Annotated in this window: 14 protein-coding genes and 1 pseudogene (1 of these 15 only partly in view); 10 read left to right on the plus strand and 5 right to left on the minus strand. The window is 72.1% G+C overall.

Annotated elements, in window-relative coordinates:
- From PSEJ35_RS0111625 to hemH, 3 genes are all read right to left on the minus strand, one after another.
- Positions 1 to 511, minus strand: partial view of an NAD(P)-dependent oxidoreductase gene (locus PSEJ35_RS0111625; protein WP_028917945.1) — the 5' portion only. Its footprint begins 500 nt before the window's first position; only the first 511 of its 1011 coding nucleotides appear in the window; the start codon lies at positions 509 to 511; its stop codon lies beyond the left edge, outside the window.
- A gap of 78 nt (positions 512 to 589) precedes the next feature.
- On the minus strand, positions 590 to 1438 hold the full coding sequence (locus PSEJ35_RS0111630) for an alpha/beta hydrolase (protein ID WP_051412662.1): 849 nt from the start codon (positions 1436 to 1438) through the stop codon (positions 590 to 592).
- A gap of 4 nt (positions 1439 to 1442) precedes the next feature.
- Positions 1443 to 2402 carry a ferrochelatase gene (hemH, locus tag PSEJ35_RS0111635; protein WP_028917947.1) on the minus strand — a complete coding sequence of 320 codons (960 nt, stop codon included), beginning with the start codon at positions 2400 to 2402 and terminating at the stop codon, positions 1443 to 1445.
- 143 nt (positions 2403 to 2545) lie between these two features.
- On the opposite strand from hemH, the gene PSEJ35_RS0111640 reads away from it, so the two are divergent.
- From PSEJ35_RS0111640 to tatC, 4 genes and pseudogenes are all read left to right on the plus strand, one after another.
- Positions 2546 to 3418 (plus strand): lipid-binding SYLF domain-containing protein, encoded by an 873-nt coding sequence (locus PSEJ35_RS0111640; protein WP_028917948.1) that lies wholly within the window; start codon positions 2546 to 2548, stop codon positions 3416 to 3418.
- 44 nt (positions 3419 to 3462) lie between these two features.
- Positions 3463 to 3681 carry a Sec-independent protein translocase subunit TatA gene (tatA, locus tag PSEJ35_RS0111645; RefSeq protein ID WP_028917949.1) on the plus strand — a complete coding sequence of 73 codons (219 nt, stop codon included), beginning with the start codon at positions 3463 to 3465 and terminating at the stop codon, positions 3679 to 3681.
- Positions 3682 to 3702: 21 nt separating this feature from the next.
- A pseudogene (gene tatB, locus PSEJ35_RS16130) lies at positions 3703 to 4023 on the plus strand (Sec-independent protein translocase protein TatB); the annotation flags it as partial.
- A gap of 100 nt (positions 4024 to 4123) precedes the next feature.
- Positions 4124 to 4879 (plus strand): twin-arginine translocase subunit TatC, encoded by a 756-nt coding sequence (gene tatC, locus PSEJ35_RS0111655; protein ID WP_028917950.1) that lies wholly within the window; start codon positions 4124 to 4126, stop codon positions 4877 to 4879.
- Positions 4880 to 4888: 9 nt separating this feature from the next.
- Here tatC and PSEJ35_RS0111660 read toward each other — a convergent pair whose 3' ends face one another.
- Both PSEJ35_RS0111660 and PSEJ35_RS0111665 read right to left on the minus strand, forming a co-directional pair.
- Entirely contained in the window at positions 4889 to 5779 is an 891-nt protein-coding gene (locus PSEJ35_RS0111660; RefSeq protein ID WP_028917951.1) for a BPSS1780 family membrane protein, read from the minus strand.
- A gap of 93 nt (positions 5780 to 5872) precedes the next feature.
- Complete coding sequence (locus tag PSEJ35_RS0111665) at positions 5873 to 6625, minus strand: glutamine amidotransferase (RefSeq protein WP_028917952.1); 753 nt, start codon at positions 6623 to 6625, stop codon at positions 5873 to 5875.
- Positions 6626 to 6731: 106 nt separating this feature from the next.
- Between PSEJ35_RS0111665 and glyQ the strand changes: the two genes are divergently transcribed.
- The 6 genes from glyQ (at position 6732) to PSEJ35_RS17265 (ending at position 18272) form a co-directional block, all read left to right on the plus strand.
- Positions 6732 to 7631 carry a glycine--tRNA ligase subunit alpha gene (glyQ, locus tag PSEJ35_RS0111670; protein WP_028917953.1) on the plus strand — a complete coding sequence of 300 codons (900 nt, stop codon included), beginning with the start codon at positions 6732 to 6734 and terminating at the stop codon, positions 7629 to 7631.
- A gap of 118 nt (positions 7632 to 7749) precedes the next feature.
- On the plus strand, positions 7750 to 9846 hold the full coding sequence (gene glyS, locus PSEJ35_RS0111675; protein ID WP_028917954.1) for a glycine--tRNA ligase subunit beta: 2097 nt from the start codon (positions 7750 to 7752) through the stop codon (positions 9844 to 9846).
- Positions 9847 to 9899: 53 nt separating this feature from the next.
- A complete protein-coding gene (locus PSEJ35_RS0111680; RefSeq protein WP_028917955.1) occupies positions 9900 to 11672 on the plus strand; it encodes an autotransporter assembly complex family protein in 1773 nt (590 codons plus the stop codon).
- Positions 11669 to 15457, plus strand: a complete 3789-nt coding sequence (locus PSEJ35_RS0111685; protein ID WP_028917956.1) for a translocation/assembly module TamB domain-containing protein — start codon at positions 11669 to 11671, stop codon at positions 15455 to 15457. The genes PSEJ35_RS0111680 and PSEJ35_RS0111685 overlap by 4 nt, the downstream gene beginning before the upstream one ends.
- A gap of 69 nt (positions 15458 to 15526) precedes the next feature.
- Positions 15527 to 17671 (plus strand): S46 family peptidase, encoded by a 2145-nt coding sequence (locus PSEJ35_RS0111690; RefSeq protein ID WP_028917957.1) that lies wholly within the window; start codon positions 15527 to 15529, stop codon positions 17669 to 17671.
- Positions 17672 to 17717: 46 nt separating this feature from the next.
- Positions 17718 to 18272, plus strand: a complete 555-nt coding sequence (locus PSEJ35_RS17265; protein ID WP_051412658.1) for a hypothetical protein — start codon at positions 17718 to 17720, stop codon at positions 18270 to 18272.
- Positions 18273 to 18299 lie beyond the last annotated feature (27 nt).

The following is an 18299-nucleotide window of genomic DNA, read 5'->3' on the forward strand; positions in this document are numbered from 1 at the left end:
GCAGGCGCTCGCGGATGCGTTCGCGGTGGCGTCCGAACAGGGCCGCCAGCGTGCCCAGCGAAGGCTCGAGCAGGGTTTCCAGGCGCTCGCGCACGCGGCGTGCGAGCATCGGTGCCGAGCCGGCGGAGGAAACGGCCACCACCAGCGGGGCCCGGTCGACGACCGCGGGAACCTGGAAGGTGGACAGGGCCGCGTCATCGACCACGTTCACCAGGCGCCGGCGGCGGCCGGCCTCGGCGGCCAGGCCGGCATTGAAGGCAACGTCGTCGGTGGCGGCGACCACCAGCCACACCGCATCGAGCCAGCCCGGGTCGAAGTCGCCGGCCAGGCGCTCGATGCGGCCGGCATCGAGCGCCTCGCGCAGTTCGGGATGCAGCACCTCATGCGCATGCAGGCGGACCAGGGCGCCGGCCTTGAGCAGCGCGGTGACCTTGCGCGCGGCGACTTCGCCGCCGCCCACCACCAGCACTTCGCGTCCTTCCAGTTCTGCGAACAGGGGATACAGCGCCATGCGGCCCAGCCCTTGCGGAGACAGGCGCATCCTGTGGGCTGCGCGGGCGAATGTCGATGCCGCGCGCGGCGGAAGCGCTCAACCGGCGAGGAAACCACCCAGCCAGGCGGCGACGCGCGGCGCCTGGTCCATATGCAGGTGGTGGCCACCCGGCAGCACGGTCGCCTCGGCGTGGGGCACTGCATCCAGGTGCGCGCGCCGCAGCGGATCCGGGAAGTACGGCTGCGCCGGATCGGCGTAGAGGATGCGCAGCGGGCAGGTGACCGCGCCCAGCAGGTCCTGCACCTGCGCTTCGTCCAGGCGGGTCGCCGCCGGCAGGGTGAGGCGCGGATCGCTGGACCAGACGTGGCCGCCGGGGACCTCGCGGGTGCCGCGTTCGACCAGCAGGCGCGCATTGGCTTCGTCCAGCTGGCTGGCCTGCATGCGCGCGCGCACCGCTACGGCCAGGTCGGGGAAGACGCGCAGCGACTTCCCGGGCAGCGCGCGGGCGGCAGCCACGGCGTTGTGCAGGCGGCTGGCGGTGTTCTCCGGCGCTTCGGCCAGCGGACCGAGGTTTTCGATGAGCGCGAGCCGGTCCACCCGCGCCGGTGCGGCCGCGGCGACCAGGGTCGCGATCGCCGCCCCCATGGAATGGCCGAGCAGGGCGAAACGGTCCCAGCCCAGCGCATCGGCAGCGTCGAGGGTAGCGTGCAGATGGGTGGCCAGGCCGTACTCGGCGCCTGCCGGCAGGTGCGTGCTGCGGCCGTGGCCGGGCAGGTCGAGCAGCAGCAGGTCCAGTTCCGGCAGGTGCGGCAGCAGCGGCAGGAAGCTGGCAGCGTTGTCGAGCCAGCCATGCAGGGCGATCACCCGCGGCCTGCCGGGACGCTCCAGACGCAGGCCGGCCAGCTCGCCCCACGCCACCGGCAGGCGCAGTTCCCTCGGGTTCACCGGGTCACGGCTCGCAGGCGACGCGGCGCGCCAGCTGGGCCAGCGCGTCGGCATGCGACGGGTGGTCGTTCAGGCAGGGAATGTAGGACAGGCGCCCGCCCTTGGACTGGAAGTGTTCGGCCAGGCCGAGGGCCACCTCTTCCAGGGTCTCGATGCAGTCCACGGCGAAACCCGGGCAGACCACGTCGACCTCGCGCACGCCGGCATCGGCCAGGCGGTCCAGCTCGGCGAGGGTCGACGGCTCCAGCCAGCGTTCGCGGCCGAAGCGCGACTGGAACGACATCGACCACTGCGACGGCTCCAGGCCCAGGCTGGCCGCCACCGCGTTGGCGCTGTCCGTGCAGCGCTGCGGGTACGGGTCGCCGGCATCGGCCAGCCGCTGCGGGATGCCGTGGAAGGAGAACAGGAGGTGGCGGCCGGCGCCGTGCTGGTGCCGGTAGCGGTTGACCGAGGCGGCCACCGCGGCCACCCAGGCCGGATCGGTCGAATAGTCCTCGACCAGGGTCACGTCCATGCCCTGGGTTTCCTCGGCGACCACGTCGGCGACCGAGGCGGTGGTGGTGGTGGAGTACTGCGGGTACAGCGGCAGCACGACCAGGCGGCGGACGCCTTCGGCGCGCAGCGCGCGCAGGGCGCCGCGCAGGGCCGGTGCGCCGTAGCGCATCGCCGACAGCACCCGCCACTGCGGCAGGCGCGCGGCCACCGCCTCCGCCAGGCGCTGGGTGTAGACCAGCAGCGGCGAACCCTCGTCCAGCCAGATCCTGGCGTAGTTGGCCGCCGAGCGCGGACCGCGCAGCGGCAGGATCAGCCCGTGCAGCAGCGGCTTCCACAGCAGCGGCGGGATCGACACCACCCGCGGATCGCCAAGGAACTCGGCCAGGTACCGGCGCACGGCCGGCGCGGTGGGCGCGTCGGGCGTGCCCAGGTTGACCACGATCAGCGCGGTGTCGGGTGCGTCGGCCATGGCCCATTCTGACAGAGAGGCCGCGCCGGGTCGCGGCCCCCTGTACGGACGGCGTGGCGTCATGGACGATTCATCGCCCGCTCATTAGCTTCGGTCGCATCCGCGGCCGGGGAGCCGCATCAAGTCCATTCCGGAGCCATCGCATGCCGCGTCTTCCGAAGATCCTCCTGGCGCTGACCCTCCTGTTCGCCGCCGGCCACGTCGCCGCCGCGCCGTCGGAGGACGAGCGCGCACGCAACGCGGTGCGGGTGCTGGCCGAGATCCAGCAGATTCCCGAGCAGGCGATCCCGGACAAGCTGCTGGACGAGGCCCGCGCCATCGTGGTCATTCCCGACACGATCAAGGCCGGCCTGGTGCTCGGCGGCCGCCGCGGCCACGGCCTGATGTCGGTGAAGGCCGCCGACGGCACCTGGTCCAACCCGGTATTCGTGACCCTCACCGGCGGCAGCATCGGCTTCCAGGCCGGCGTGCAGTCGGCCGACGTGGTGCTGGTGTTCCGCAACGACCGCAGCCTCGACAACGTGGTCAACGGCAAGTTCACCCTCGGCGCCGACGCCGGCGTGGCGGCCGGCCCGGTCGGGCGCAACGCCGCCGCGGCCACCGACGGCCAGCTCAAGGCCGAGATCTGGTCGTGGTCGCGCGCCCGCGGCCTGTTCGCCGGCGTGTCGCTGGACGGCGCGGTGCTGCAGATCGACCGCGACGCCCAGGCCCGCATCTACGGACCCAACACCACCCCGCGCATGGTCTTCGAAGGCCGCGCCCAGGTCGCGCCGTCCGATGCGGTGGTCGCGTTCCGCGACCAGCTGGAGGAAGCCACCCACAACGCGCGGGTCGCCCGTTCCGGCGGCGGCAGCGCCGCGGCGGCGCCCGCGCCCGTCAACCGGGTCGCCCAGCCGGTCGACACCGCGCAGACCCTGCCGGCGGTACCGGCGCAGCCGGCCGCCAACGCCCCGGCGCCGAGCCAGGGTTTCCAGCCGGTGGAAGACAGCGGCACCCGGACCGAACCGCTGCCGTGAGCCTGCGCTATCCTGTCCGCCCTCTCTAATTCTGCGAGCTTGCCATGGGCGGTCTGAGCATCTGGCATTGGATCATTGTGCTGGTGGTGGTGCTGCTGGTGTTCGGCACCAAGCGCCTGCGCAATGCCGGCCGCGACCTGGGCGAAGCGGTCAAGGGCTTCAAAGAAGGCATGCGCGATCCGGAGAAGCCGGCCGGCCAGATCGGCGACGAGCGCCGGTCCGAGGAAAAGGCCGAGTCCGAGCGCGATCGCGCCCAGCACTGATCCCGCGTCGGTCACGCGCGGATGTTCGATATCGGCTTCGGCGAACTGCTGCTGATCGCAGTGGTCGCGCTGGTGGTGCTTGGTCCGGAGCGGCTGCCCAAGGCAGCCCGCTTCGCCGGGCTGTGGGTGCGTCGCGCCCGCGCGCAGTGGTATTCGGTCAAGGCCGAACTGGAGCGCGAACTGGAGGCCGTGGAACTCAAGCGCAGCGTGCAGGAGACCCAGGCCGCCCTGAAGCAGGCGCAGGCGCGCCTGCAGGACGAGCTGGGCCAGGTGCAGGCCCCGGTGCAGGAAGGCCTGGACAGCGCCGGCCGGCAGCTGGACGAGGTCCGGCGCCAGGTCGAGGACGCGCCCCCGGCCGCCGCCGATGCCGGCAGCGCGCCAGCCGGCGATCGCGCCCTCCCGGACGCAGGCGCCATCCCCCCACCGGACACGGAGCATGGCGATGAACCACGCCGGCCCTGAGTCCGATACCGAAAGCAGCCTGATGGAGCATCTGCTGGAGCTGCGCACGCGCCTGCTGCGCGGGCTGGCCGGGCTGGTGCTGGTGCTGCTGCTGTTGCTGCCGTTCGCCAACAGGCTCTACGCCTGGCTGGCGGCGCCGCTGCTGGACAAGCTGCCGGCCGGCGGCCAGCTCATCGCGGTGCAGGTGGCCTCGCCGTTCTTCACCCCGCTCAAGCTGGCGTTCTTCGTCGCCCTGCTGGTGTCGGCGCCGTGGCTGCTGTACCAGGCCTGGGCCTTCGTCGCGCCGGGCCTGTACCAGCGCGAGAAACGCCTGGCGATGCCGCTGCTGGTGTCGGCGGTGACCCTGTTCTACGCCGGCTGCGCCTTCGCCTTCTTCGTGGTGCTGCCGGCGGTGTTCGGCTTCCTCGCCGCGATCAAGCCCGAGGGCGTGGCGATGATGACCGACATCAACGCCTACCTGGACTTCGTGCTGGTGATCTTCCTGGCCTTCGGCGCCAGCTTCCAGCTGCCGGTGGCGCTGGTGATCCTGGTGGCGCTGGGCTGGGTCACGCCCGACCAGCTGCGCGCCGGGCGCGGCTACGCGATCGTCGGCATCTTCGTCCTGGCGGCGATCATCACCCCGCCGGACGTGGTCTCGCAGCTGCTGCTGGCCGTGCCGATGTGCCTGCTATACGAGGCCGGCATCGTCGCCTCGCGGGTGGTCGCGCGGCGCCACGCCGCGGACGCCGCCGACTGAGGCCGGGCCTCAGGCCTCGAACTGGCTGCTGGCCACCGCCGTCGCGACCGGCGCCGCCTGCCCGAACAGCTGGCTCCAGGCGGTGTGAACCGCACCGGCCAGCAGCGGCATCAGCACCGCCATCATAAGCATCTGCGCGATCCACATCGCGACCACCGGCCCGGCCAGCAGCTGCACCACCAGGGTCAGCACCAGCACGCCGAAATAGATCGCGAAGATCGCGACCATCACCAGCAGCAGGAACACCGCCAGCGCCGGCAGGTTGCGCAGGCAGGCGCGCAGGCTGTCGCCCATCGCCGCCAGGCCGTCGCGGCGGTCGAACAGGATCCGCGGCACCGCCACGAACACGGTCATCGCCACCGCCACCGCGGCGGCCAGGCCCAGCAGCAGCCACAGCAGGATGCGCCCGGAGGGCAGGCCGGCGACCAGCGCCTCGACTTCCTCGGGCGTTGGCTGCTGCCCGGCCTGGGCCATCGCATTGAGCTCCTCGCTGGCCTGGGCCAGCTGCTGCAGCTGCTGCGGCCCGACCAGGACCAGCAGCATCACGCCCAGCAGCAGGCCGGCGGCCACCTGCGGCAACAGGGTGGCCAGCAGCTGCGGCCAGCGGCCCTCGGTCCAGCCCTGCAGCAGGTGCCCCGGCAGGGCCGGGCGTCCGTGCGCGACCTCGCGCACCGCCCACAGCAGGCCGGCGAACAGCACCGGGCCGGCCAGCGCCACCAGCAGCTGCAGGATCGTGCCCAGCGCCGGCACCGCCAAGCCCAGGGTCACCACCAGCGAGGCCAGCAGGCCCCACAGCGCGCCCAGCGTGCCCAGCGCGACCGGCGCGCGGCGCAGCAGGGCGAAGCCACCCAGCACCCATTCGGCGCCGGCCGAAGCCGGCAGCTTGCGTATCGTGTCCATCCTGTTCCCGTTGAGGCGCGGTCGCGAACCGGACGCGCGCCATGGATTATCGGTGATCGGCCGTCGGAATGCCGTGGCCGCGCGGGGTGTCCTTCAGGCCTGCGGCGCCGGCCGCCCCGCGCTGCCGCGCGCGTGCTGGACGAAGCGCCGCAGCAGGCGCCGGGCCTGCGGCGCGGCGCTGACCTCGCGGGCCACGGTGCGCGGGCAGCGGCCGTGGTTACGCAGGCATTCGGCGCGGGCATGCACGTAGCCGCGCATGTGGTGGGTGGCGAACTCGGGGTGGAACTGCACGCCCCAGGCCCGCTCGCCCCAGCGGAAGGCGTGGCAGCCGTCCTGTTCGGAACGGGCCAGCACCGTGGCGCCCTCCGGCGGCCGCAGCACGGTCTGCAGGTGGGTGGCATGGGCGGCGAAGCGCGGCGGCATCCCCGCGAACAGCGGGTCCTCGAACGCCGGCGGGTGCAGGTCGATGAACACGGTGCCGGACTCGCGCCCGGCCGGGTTGTAGTCGACCTCGCCACCCAGCGCGTGGGCCAGCAGCTGGTGGCCGTAGCAGATGCCCAGCAGCGGGGTGCCGTCCTGGACCGCCTCGCGGATCCAGCCGGCGGTGCGCTCGCTCCACTCGGCGCGGTCGGTGACGAAGGCGGCCGAGCCGCTGACGATCACCCCGGCCACGCTGGACGCCTCCGGCAGCGGGTCGCCGCGTTCGGCGTTGACCTCGACCACCTCGCCCGCGCGCAGCCCGGCGGCGACCCGGATCCAGTGCGGGAAGCGCCCGTAACGCTTGAGGCTGCCCACCGGCTGGCCGGTTTCGACGATGAGGAAGGGCGCACGGCGGGCGGCATTCACGGGGGCGGGGACCGGCAGGAAAAAGTAGCTTCTGAAACGGTGGAAACCCGCATGGCGCGGGGCCGGCCCTATACTAGCCCGCTTTTCCGCACCGCAATAAAAGCCGATGACCGGACCGACCTTCCAGGGACTGATCCAGGCGCTGAACGCCTACTGGGCCGAACAGGGCTGCGTGCTCATCCAGCCGCTCGACCTCGAGGTCGGCGCCGGCACCTTCCACCCGGCCACCTTCCTGCGCGCGCTCGGTCCGGAGCCGTGGAACGCCGCCTACGTGCAGCCGTCCCGCCGCCCCACCGACGGCCGCTATGGCGAGAACCCCAACCGCCTGCAGCGCTACTACCAGTACCAGGTGGTGATGAAGCCCAACCCGGACAACATCCAGGAGCTGTACCTGGGTTCGCTGAAGGCGCTGGGCATCGATCCGCGCGTGCACGACCTGCGCTTCGTCGAGGACAACTGGGAATCGCCGACCCTCGGCGCCTGGGGCCTGGGCTGGGAGGTCTGGCTCAACGGCATGGAAGTGACCCAGTTCACCTACTTCCAGCAGGCCGGCGGCCTGGAGTGCAAGCCGGTGCTCGGCGAGATCACCTACGGCCTCGAGCGCCTGTGCATGTACCTGCAGAACGTGGACAACGTCTACGACCTTATCTGGACGATCGGCCCGCAGGGTCCGGTGACCTACGGCGACGTGTACCACCAGAACGAGGTCGAGCAGAGCACCTACAACTTCGAGTACGCCGACGTCGCCGAGCTGTTCCACCGCTTCGACGCCTGCGAGGCCGAGGCGCTGAAGCTGGTCGAGGCCGGCCTGCCGCTGCCGGCCTACGAGCAGGTGTGCAAGGCCTCGCACTCGTTCAACCTGCTCGACGCGCGCCGCGCGATCTCGGTGACCGAGCGCCAGCGCTACATCCTGCGGGTGCGCCGGCTGGCCCAGGCCGTGGCCGAGGCCTACTACGCCCAGCGCGAGAAGCTCGGTTTCCCCGGGCTGAAGGGCCAGGCCAGCTGAGCCCCTCGCCGCCTGCGGGCCAGGCGGACCGCGAAAGCGGCGCCCGGCCCGAGCCGAAACGTCATCCGGCGCGATGCGCCACCTTCTCCCGGGAGAAGGGCAAGCCTGAGGTCACGAAATGAGCGAACAGAAACCCCTGCTGATCGAACTGGGCACCGAGGAGCTGCCGGTCAAGGCGCTGCCGGGCCTGGCCCAGGCCTTCTTCGACGGCGTGGTCGCGGCGCTGGGCAAGCGCGGCGTCGGCATGGAAGTGGGCGACGCCCGTCCGCTGTACACCCCGCGGCGCCTGGCGGTGCTGCTGCCGGGGGTGGCCACCGAACAGCCGGAGCAGCGCTCCGAGGTGCTCGGCCCCTACCTGAACATCGCGCTGGATGGCGAAGGCCGCCCGACCAAGGCGCTGGAAGGCTTCGCCGCCAAGGCCGGCCTGGACTGGACCGCGCTGGAGCGCACCACCGACGCCAAGGGCGAGCGCTTCGTGCACCGTTCGGTGAAGCCGGGCGCGCGCACCGTCGAGCTGCTGCCGGAGATCATCGCCGAGGCCATCGCGGGCATGCCGATCCCCAAGCCGATGCGCTGGGGCGGCCACGACTACGCCTTCGCCCGGCCGGTGCACTGGCTGGTGGTGCTGCTGGGCGGCGACGTGGTCGACGTGGAAGTGCTGGGCGTGAAGTCCGACCGGATGAGCCGCGGCCATCGCTTCGAGCACGACAAGCCGGTATGGATCGGCCAGCCGGGGGACTACATGGACGCGCTGCAGGGCGCGCGCGTGCTGGTCGACCCGCAGGAGCGCCGCGCGCGCATCGTCGCCGAAGCGCGGAAGGCGGCTGGACAGGCCGGCGGCACCGCCCGCATCACCGAGGACAACCTCGAGCAGGTCGTGTGCCTGACCGAATGGCCGTCGGCCGTGCTGTGCAGCTTCGAGCGCGACTTCCTCGCCGTGCCGCAGGAAGCGCTGATCGAGACGATGGAGATCAACCAGAAGTTCTTCCCGGTGCTGGACGCCGGCGGCAGGCTGACCGAGCACTTCATCGGCATCGCCAACATCGAGTCGAAGGACGTGGCCGAGGTGCGCAAGGGCTACGAGCGCGTGATCCGCCCGCGCTTCGCCGACGCCAAGTTCTTCTTCGACGAGGACCTCAAGCAGGGCCTGCTGGCGATGGGCGAGGGCCTGAAGACCGTCACCTACCAGGCCAGGCTGGGCACGGTGGCCGACAAGGTCGCGCGCGTGGCCGCGCTGGCCGAGGCGATCGCCGCGCAGGTCGGTGCCGATCCGGGGCAGGCGCGCCGCGCCGCGCAGCTGGGCAAGAACGACCTGCAGTCGCGCATGGTCAACGAGTTCCCCGAGCTGCAGGGCATCGCGGGCCGCCACTACGCGCTGGCCGCCGGCGAGCCCACGGAAATCGCCATCGCCATCGACGAGGCGTACCAGCCGCGCTTCGCCGGCGACGACATCGCCCTGTCGCCGCTGGGCAAGGTGCTGGCCATCGCCGAGCGCCTTGACACCCTGGCCGGCGGTTTCGCCGCGGGCCTGAAGCCGACCGGCAACAAGGACCCGTTCGCCCTGCGCCGCAACGCGCTGGGCCTGGCGCGGACGCTGATCGAAAGCGGCTTCGACCTGTCGCTCAAGGACCTGCTGGCGAAGGCGGTGGAAGCCATCGGCCCGCTGCCCACCGGCAAGGACGGCGCGACCACGTCCGCCGACGCCGGCGAGCTGTACGACTTCATCCTCGACCGCCTGCGCGGCTACTACGCCGACAAGGGCGTGCCGGCCGCGCACTTCAACGCGGTGGCGGAACTCAAGCCCGCCTCGCTGGCCGACTTCGACACCCGCATCGACGCGATCGGCACCTTCGCCGCGCTGCCGGAAGCCGAAGCCCTGGCCGCGGCCAACAAGCGCATCGGCAACATCCTGAAGAAGGCCGACGTCGCCATCCCGGCGATGGAAGACCCGGCGCTGTTCACCGAACCGGCCGAGCGCGCGCTCGGCGAGGCGGTGGAAGCGGCGCTGGGCGATACCGACGCGGCCCTGCACCAGCGCGACTACGTGCGCGTGCTCGAGCGCCTGGCACGGGTGCGTCCGCAGGTCGACGCGTTCTTCGACCAGGTCATGGTCAACGCCGAGCAGCCCGAGGTCCGCGCCAACCGCCTGGCCCTGCTCAAGCGCCTGGCCGACCGCTTCGGCGCGGTCGCGGCGATCGGCCACCTGTCGAACTGAACGAGGTGATGGAGGGTTAACGGGGCCTTGATCGGCCCCGTTATCCTGAGCGCATGCGCCCTCGCCTGCTCCTCGCCCTGCTCCTGTGCCTGGTGGCCTGCCCCGCCTGGGCGCGGGGCACCATCGACCGCGTCGAGATCCGCGGTCTCGAGGACCACGAGGCCATGGAGCACAACGTGCGCCTGGCGCTGGGCCTCACCGCGTCCATCGGCCAGGTGCAGGGCGAATCGCGGCTGGAGTTCCTGCTGCTGAGCGCCGAGCGCGAGGCGCGCCAGGCGCTGGAACCGTTCGGCTACTACTCGCCGGACATCGCCATCGACTCCACGCGCGACGCCGACAACCGCATCGTGGTGACGGTGAACGTCGGCCTGGGCGAACCGGTGCGCGTGCGCGATGCCAACGTCGCCATCGCCGGCCCCGGCGGCGAGGATCCCTACCTGGGCGAGGACCTGGCCAAGTTCCGCCCCGCCGTGGGCGAGGCGTTCGACCACACCACCTACGAGGCCAGCCGCGATGCCATCACCCGGCGCCTGGCCGAGCGTGGCTACTTCGACGCCGACTTCCTCGAGCGCGAGGTGCGGGTCACCCGCGCCGACCATGCCGCCGACATCGACCTGGTCTGGGACAGCGGCTTCCGCTACGACATGGGCCCGACCACCTTCCACCAGGACTACTTCCGCCCCGGCCTGCTGGAGAAGCTGGTGACCTGGGAGGAAGGCAGCTACTTCCACCAGGGCAAGCTGGACCGGCTGCGCACCTCGCTGGTCAAGCTCGACTACTTCAGCGCGATCGACATCCAGCCGCGGCCGGACGACGCCACCGACGACCTGCGCGTGCCGATCGACGTCACCCTGGTGCGGGCCAAGCGCAACGTCTACACCGCCGGCCTCAGCTACGGCACCGAGAGCGGCATGGGCGTGCGCTTCGGCGTCGAACGGCGCTACGTCAACGACCGCGGCCACAAGCTGCTGTGGGACCTGGACTGGGCGCAGAACCGCAAGAACCTGCTGCTGCAGTACCGCATCCCCGCCTTCGCCTGGCTGGACGGCTGGTACACCGGCGCGCTGGGCGCCTACGACGAGCAGACCGACTACATCGACCTGCGCAACATCAAGCTGATCGCCAGCCGCAGTGGCGAGATCACCGAACGGCTGACCGCGGTGGCCTCGCTCAACGCGCTGCGCGAGCGCTGGAGCTACGACATGGACGTGGACACCGGCCAGCGCCTGTACACGTACTCCACCCTGCTGTACCCGGAGGTCACCGCCAACTACATCGGCGTGGACGACCGCCTGTTCCCGCGCAAGGGCATCAGCGGCAGCGTGTCGCTGCGCGGCGGCATCGGCGGCGCGGGTTCGGACACCAGCTTCCTGCAGGGCTGGGCCAGCGCCACCTGGTTCCAGGGCGTGGGTGCGGCGGACCGCTTCATCGTGCGCGGCGAAGCGGGCGCGACCTGGACCGACGACCTGATCGCGATGCCGCCGAGCCTGCGCTTCTTCGCCGGCGGCGACCGCAGCATCCGCGGCTACGCCTGGCGCGAGGTGGGCCCGCGCACGCCGCCGCCGGACAACTTCGCCACCGGCGCGCGCTACGTGCTCACCGGTTCGGTCGAGTACGAGCACTACTTCAACGCCGGGCCGTGGGGCATGGCCGCGTTCATCGACGGCGGCGACGCCTTCGACGACAAGTTCGACCTGCACCTGGGCGTGGGCGTGGGTGCGCGCTGGCGCTCGCCGGTGGGCGCGGTGCGCATCGACATCGCCCACGGCCTGGATGACCCGGATTCCGGCTTCCAGCTGTACCTGAGCCTCGGGGCCAACCTGTGAGCGCGCCGGCCACGCCTCCGCCAGCGCCGCGTCCGCGCTTCTACCGGCGCCGGCGTTTCTGGGCCTGGTCGGGGCTGGGCGTGCTGGCCATGGTGGTCGGCGCGGTGGTGCTGCTGTACTGGCTGCTGCAGACCGTGGCCGGCCGCGACGTGCTGCTGGCGCAGGTGATCTCGCGCCTGCCGGTGGGGGCCACGCTGACCTGGGAGAAGGCCGAAGGCCCGCTGGCCGGGCCGCTGACCCTGCACAACCTGGATTTCCGCTACCAGGATTACCGCTTCACCGCGCGGCGCGCGCACCTGGATCCGGACATCCGTCCGCTGCTCGGCCGGCGCCTGCGCCTGGACGCCTTCGAGATCGAGGGTGCCACGCTCAACCTGATGCGCAGCGACGAGCCGTTCGAGCTGCCGCGCTGGCCCGAATCGCTGCCGGCGATCGAGATGCCGCTGGCGATCCAGGCCGACCGCATCGTCATCGACGGCCTCACCGTCAGCTCCGGCGGCGAGCACGTGATCGACATCCGCCACCTGCGCGGCGGCATCGACATCGCCAACGGCTTCCTGCACGCCGGGCAGCTGAAGATCGACAGCGACCTCGGCCTGTTCTCGGTACACGGCAACTACGAGCCGGTGAACGACTACCGCAGCGACCTGCTGGTCACCGCGGTGCTGCCGGTGGCGCACGGGCACAGCGCGCCGCGCTTCGGGCTGCTGGCACACGGCGACCTGTCGGGCATGGAAGTCGGCATCGGCGGCCGCGCGCCGAAGCCGCTGCGCGCCACGCTGACGCTCGGCGGCAACGAGGAAGCCCCCACCTGGCACCTGCTCGCGCGCAGCGAGGGCCTGGACCCGGCGCTGCTGACCACCGGCGAGCCGTCTTCGAACCCGGTGGAATTCGAGGTGCAGGCCAATGGCACCGGCGGCGCGGCCGACCTCTCCGGCCGGATCGGCTTCGCCGACCAGCAGGTGACCATCGCGCCCTCGCACGTGCGCCTGCACGAGCAGGTGCTGGAGGTGGCGCCGCTGGCGCTGGAGCTGTATGGCGGCACCGCCCGCCTGCGCGGCCGCGCCGACTTCACCGATCCGGAGGACGGCCGGTTCCGCTTCGCCCTGGACGCGCGCGGCCTGGTGTTCGAAGCGGACGATCCGGCGACGCCGGCGATCGGCGTGGATGCGGCGCTGGGCCTGGCCGGTTCGATGAAGAACTGGGCCGCCTACGGCGACGCCAGCCTGCGCCGCGACGGCCAGCAGGCCGACCTGGTGCTGGACGTGCGCGGCGACGAGCGTCGCGCGCGCATCCACTCGCTGCAGGCGAGCATGCCCACCGGCACCCTGCGCGCCACCGGCGAGGCCGGCTGGGACCCGGTGCTGGACTGGGACCTGGCCCTGGCGCTGGACGGCTTCGACCCGGGCTACTTCGCGCCCGGCTGGGACGGCAACGTCAACGGCCGCATCGCCACCACCGGCCGTGCGCGTGATGGCGGCGGCTTCGATGCGGATGCGCAGGTGCAGTCGCTCGGTGGCCGCCTGCGCGGGCGCGCGCTGTCCGGCAACGGCCGCTTCAGCCTGCGTGGCGAGGAAGGCGAGGGCGAACTGGCGCTGGGCCTGGGCCAGAGCCGCGTGCGGGCCAGCGGCCGCGTCGGCAACCGCATCGACGTGACCGCGCAGCTGGCGCCGCTGCGCATCGATGATGTGCTGCCCGACGGCGCCGGCGAGGTACAGGGTTCGCTGCAGCTGACCGGCACCCGCCAGGCGCCCGACCTGCAGGCCGACATACAGGCCCGCGGCGTGCGCTGGGAGGACTGGAGCGCCGGGGCGGTCGACCTGCGTGGCCGGCTGCCGTGGCGCGGCGCGCGCGGCGACCTGGTCCTGCAGGGCCGCGAACTGGAAATCGGCATCCCGCTGCGCCAGCTCGACGTGCATGCCCGTGGCGCGGTCGAGGACCTCGAGCTGCAGGTTTCCGCCGACAGCCCCGACGCGGCCGGGTTGCAGCTGGCCGGCCAGGTGCAACGGCGCGGCGCCGCCTGGCAGGGCTCGCTGGACCGCATCCGGATCGAACCTGCGCGTGGCAATGCCTGGACCCTGGACGCGCCGGCGGCCTTCAACGTGCAGGGCCAGCGCTGGCAGCTGCAGCCGGCCTGCCTGTCGACCCGCGGCTTCGGCGACGGGCAGCTGTGCGCACGCGCCGACTGGCCGCGCGAGGGACTGGTGGTGCACAGCGACCGCCTGCCGCTGACCCTGCTGCAGCCGTGGCTGCCCGACCAGGGCGGCCGCGCGCTGGTCCTGCGCGGCGAGCTGAGCCTGGACGCCAGCATCCGCCCGCAGGGCAACCGCTGGACCGGCGGCGTGCACCTGGCCTCGCTCGAAGGCGGCCTGCGCCTGGGCAACAACGCGCGCCGGGAGATGTTCCGCTACGACCAGTTCAGCCTCGACCTGGACTTCGACCCGCAGAAGATCCACGGCCGCCTCGGCAGCGGCTTCCAGGGCAACGGCTACGTCGACGCGACCTTCGACACCGGCTGGGAACCGCATTCGCCGCTGACCGGCGAGCTGTACACCTACATCTCGCAGCTGTTCTGGCTGGAGCTGTTCTCGCCGGACCTGGTGCGCCCGCGCGGCGTGATCCGCGGGCACATGAGCCTCCGCGGCACGCGCAGCGAACCACTGATGGGCGGGCAGCTGCTGCTGGAGGATTTCCAGGGCGAACTGCCCGCACTGGGCCTGAGCCTCAGCGACGGCAAGGGCAGCGTCGACGCACAGCCGGATGGCTCGGCGACGGTGTCCGCCTCGGTCAACACCGGCGAGAAGCCGCTGATGCTCGACGGCCGCCTGTCCTGGTTCGGCCAGGCCACGCCGCTGGAGCTGCGCATCCACGGCCAGGACGTGCTGATCGCCGACACGCCGATGCTCAACGCCACCGCCAACCCGGACCTGCAGTTCAGCATGGACGGGCCGACCATGGTCCTGCGCGGCGAGGTCGAGGTGACCCGGGCGAAGGTCAACCTCGAGCGCTTCGAGCAGGGCGTGTCCGCCTCCGAGGACGTGGTGGTGGTCGATCCGGTGGATCCGGAGGAACAGCGCAGCGCGCCGCTGGACATGGAGCTGACCCTGGCCATCGCCGACAACGTCACCATCACCGGCTACGGCCTCAACGGCACGATGAGCGGCCAGTTGCAGGTGCGTTCGCGGCCGGGCCACGAGATGTTCGCCACCGGCGCGCTGTCGGTCGGCGGCCGCTACCGCGCCTACGGCCAGGACCTGACCATCACCAACGGCCAGCTGACCTGGAGCAACGACCAGATCGCCGACCCGCGCATCAACCTGCGCGCCGAGCGCCCCATCGACGACGTGCTCGCCGGCATCGACGTGTCCGGCAGCGCCACCGCGCCGCAGCTCAACGTGTGGTCCAACCCGGCGATGCCGCAGTCGGAGGCGCTGGCCTACCTGATGCTGGGCCGCAGCCTGGAAGGCGTCACCCGCAGCCAGGCGCAGCAGGTCACCGCCACCTCCGCCGCGCTGTCGGCCGGCACCGGCCTGCTCGCCGCGCAGCTGGGCACGCGGCTGGGCTTCGACGACGCCGGGGTGATGCATTCGCGCGCGCTGGGCGGTTCGGTGGTCGGCATCGGCAAGTACCTGTCGCCGCGCATCTACGTCGGCTACGGCGTGTCGATGGTCGGCGCCGGCCAGGTGGTGGTGCTGAAGTTCCTGCTCAACCGCGGCTTCGACGTGGAACTGGAATCGAGCACGGTGGAAACGCGCGGCTCGGTCAACTGGCGCACCGAGCGCTGAGCGGCGCATGACCTGCGGCGGTTGTCGCCGGCGCCGCCGGCGGGCTAACGTCGGCGGTTTCCTCGATCCATGGAACCCTCGATGAAGCCGATCCGGACCGCCCTGGCCCTTGCCTGCCTCGCCGCGCTGCCCGCCGCCCATGCCGACGAAGGCATGTGGATGCCCTCGCAGCTGCCGCAGATCGCCGCGCAGATGCGCCAGGCCGGTTTCGCCGGCGACCCGGCCGGGCTGGCCGACCTCACCGCCGCGCCGCTCAACGCGGTGGTGCGCGCCGGCGGCGGCACCGGCGCCTTCGTCTCCGCCGACGGCCTGGTGCTGACCAACCACCACGTCGCCTACGGCGTGATCCAGTACAACAGCAGCCCGCAGCGCAACCTGATCGACAACGGCTACATCGCCGCCGACCGCGCCGCCGAGCTGCCGGCCAACCCGGACTTCCGCGTACTGGTCACCGTCGGCTTCGACCGGGTCACCGACGAGGTGCTGGCGCAGGCCCGCGGCAAGCAGGGTCGCGCCTACTACGACGCGGTCGACGCGGCCAGCAAGCGCATCGTCGCCGAGTGCGAGCGCGAGGCCGGCTACCGCTGCAGCATCGCCAACATGTACGCCGGCACCGACTTCTACCGGATCCGCCAGCTGGAGCTGCGCGACCTGCGCCTGGTCTATGCGCCGCCGCGCGCGATCGGCAACTACGGCGACGAGGTCGACAACTTCATGTGGCCGCGCCACAGCGGCGACTTCACCCTGCTGCGCGCCTATGTCGGCCCCGATGGCAAGCCGGCGGCCTATTCGCCGGACAACGTGCCGTTCCAGCCGCCGTCGCACCTGCAGCTGGCGAAGGACGGCCCGCGCGAGGGCGACTTCGCCATGCTCGCCGGCTATCCGGGCGTGACCTTCCGCCACCGCACCGCCGCCGAGTTCGCCGAGCAGGTGGAATGGACGTTGCCGGCACGCGTGGAGGTGATGGACGCGCTGCTGGCCGCGATCGACGCCTCCACCCGCGGCAATGCCGAGGCCGCCACGCGCTACGCCTCGCAGGTGCAGAGCCTGAAGAACAACCGCAAGCGCGCCGCCGGCGAGCTGGAAGGCCTGCGCCGCAGCGACGCGGTGCGCCAGCGCGCGCAGGACGAGAAGGCGATGCTGGCCGCCACCAGCGCCGCCGACCGCAGGCAGATCCAGGCGCTGGCCGAGGTCCTCGCCGCCGCCTCGGCCAGCCGCGAGCGCGACCTGCTGCTGGGCCTGGTCGCCTCGCAGACCCAGCTGCTGCGCTCGGCGCTGCAGCTGGAACGCCTGCGCATCGAATCGGCCAGGCCGGACGCCGAACGCGAGAAGGGTTTCCAGGCGCGCGACGTGGCGCTGATCGAAGGCATGCTGCGCCAGGTCCAGCGCCGCTTCGATCCGCAGGTGGAGAAGGCGCTGCTGCGTGAACTGCTGGGTCGCTACCTGGCGCTGCCGCAGGCGCAGCGCGTGCCCGAGTTCGACGAGGCCTTCGGCCGCACCCCGGCCGAGCTGGAGCAGACTCTGGAGCGCCTGTACGCGGCCACCGCCCTGGGTGGGGAAGCGGCGCGCCTGTCGCGGCTGGAGGCCGCCCGCCAGGGCCAGGCGATGGAAGCCGACCCGATGCTGGAACTGGCCGCGCGGCTGGTGCCGGCGCAGATCCGCCTGGAGGCCGAGCAGAAGGCCCGCGAGGGCGAACAGCTGCGCCTGCGCCCGGCCTACATGCACGCACTGGCGGCGTGGCGCGGGAAACAGGGTCGCCCGCTCTACCCCGACGCCAACGGCACCCTGCGGGTCAGTTACGGCAGCCTGCAGGGCCTGGAGCCGCGCGACGCGGTGAGCTACGCGCCGGTGACCACGGTGGCCGGCATCGTCCAGAAGAACACCGGGCAGGTCCCGTTCGACGCGCCGCAGCCGCTGCTGGACGCCATCGCGCGCGGCGACTTCGGCGACACCGCCGATCCGGCGCTGGGCACGCAGACGGTCAACTTCCTCACCAACCTCGACACTACCGGCGGCAACTCCGGCTCGCCGGTGCTCAACGCCCGCGGCGAGCTGATCGGCCTGAACTTCGACAGCAACTGGGAAGCGGTCAGCGCCAGCTGGTGGTTCGACCCGCGCTACAAGCGCGCCGTCCACGTCGACATGCGCTACATGCGCTGGCTGATGGAAACGGTCTACCCTGCACCGCACGTGCTGCGGGAAATGGGGCTGTAAGCCATTCCTCCTCCCTGTCGGCACCCACCGCCAACAGGGAGGCCGCATGCGCAGCTTCTTCTTCCTCGCCCTGCTGTTACTGGCGCCGGTCAGGCTGGCCACCGCCACGCCCGCGGACATCGCCGACAACCCGCGCATGTGGGAGATCTTCCTGGCCGACCAGCAGGATCGCGGCCAGGACCAGGTCGACCGGGCGGCGGTGCGACGGCAGGACCAGGCACATCGCGACGAGGTGCTGGCGATGCTGCGCGCAGGCACCCTGCGCACCTCGATCGACTACTTCAATGCCGGCATCGTGTTCCAGCATGGCGACACGATGGAGGATTCCCGCCTCGCGCTGGCATTGGCCCAGGTCGCGGTCGCACTCGATCCGGACAACGGACCCGCGCTGTGGCTGACCGCGGCGGCCTGGGACCGGCTGCTGATGAAGCGCGGTCTGCCGCAGTGGTACGGCACCCAGTACCACCAGCCCACGCCAGGCGGCCCGCCGGAGCTCTACCCGGTGGACGAGGCGGTGGTCAGCGACGAGGAGCGGGTCCGCCTCAACGTGCCGACCCTGGCCGAGGCACGCGCCCGCGCGGCGGCGATGGGCGCGGACTGAGGCGGATCGGGGGGCCAGGCGGGCGGC

The organism is Pseudoxanthomonas sp. J35, from assembly GCF_000513995.1.
Lineage (GTDB): Bacteria > Pseudomonadota > Gammaproteobacteria > Xanthomonadales > Xanthomonadaceae > Pseudoxanthomonas.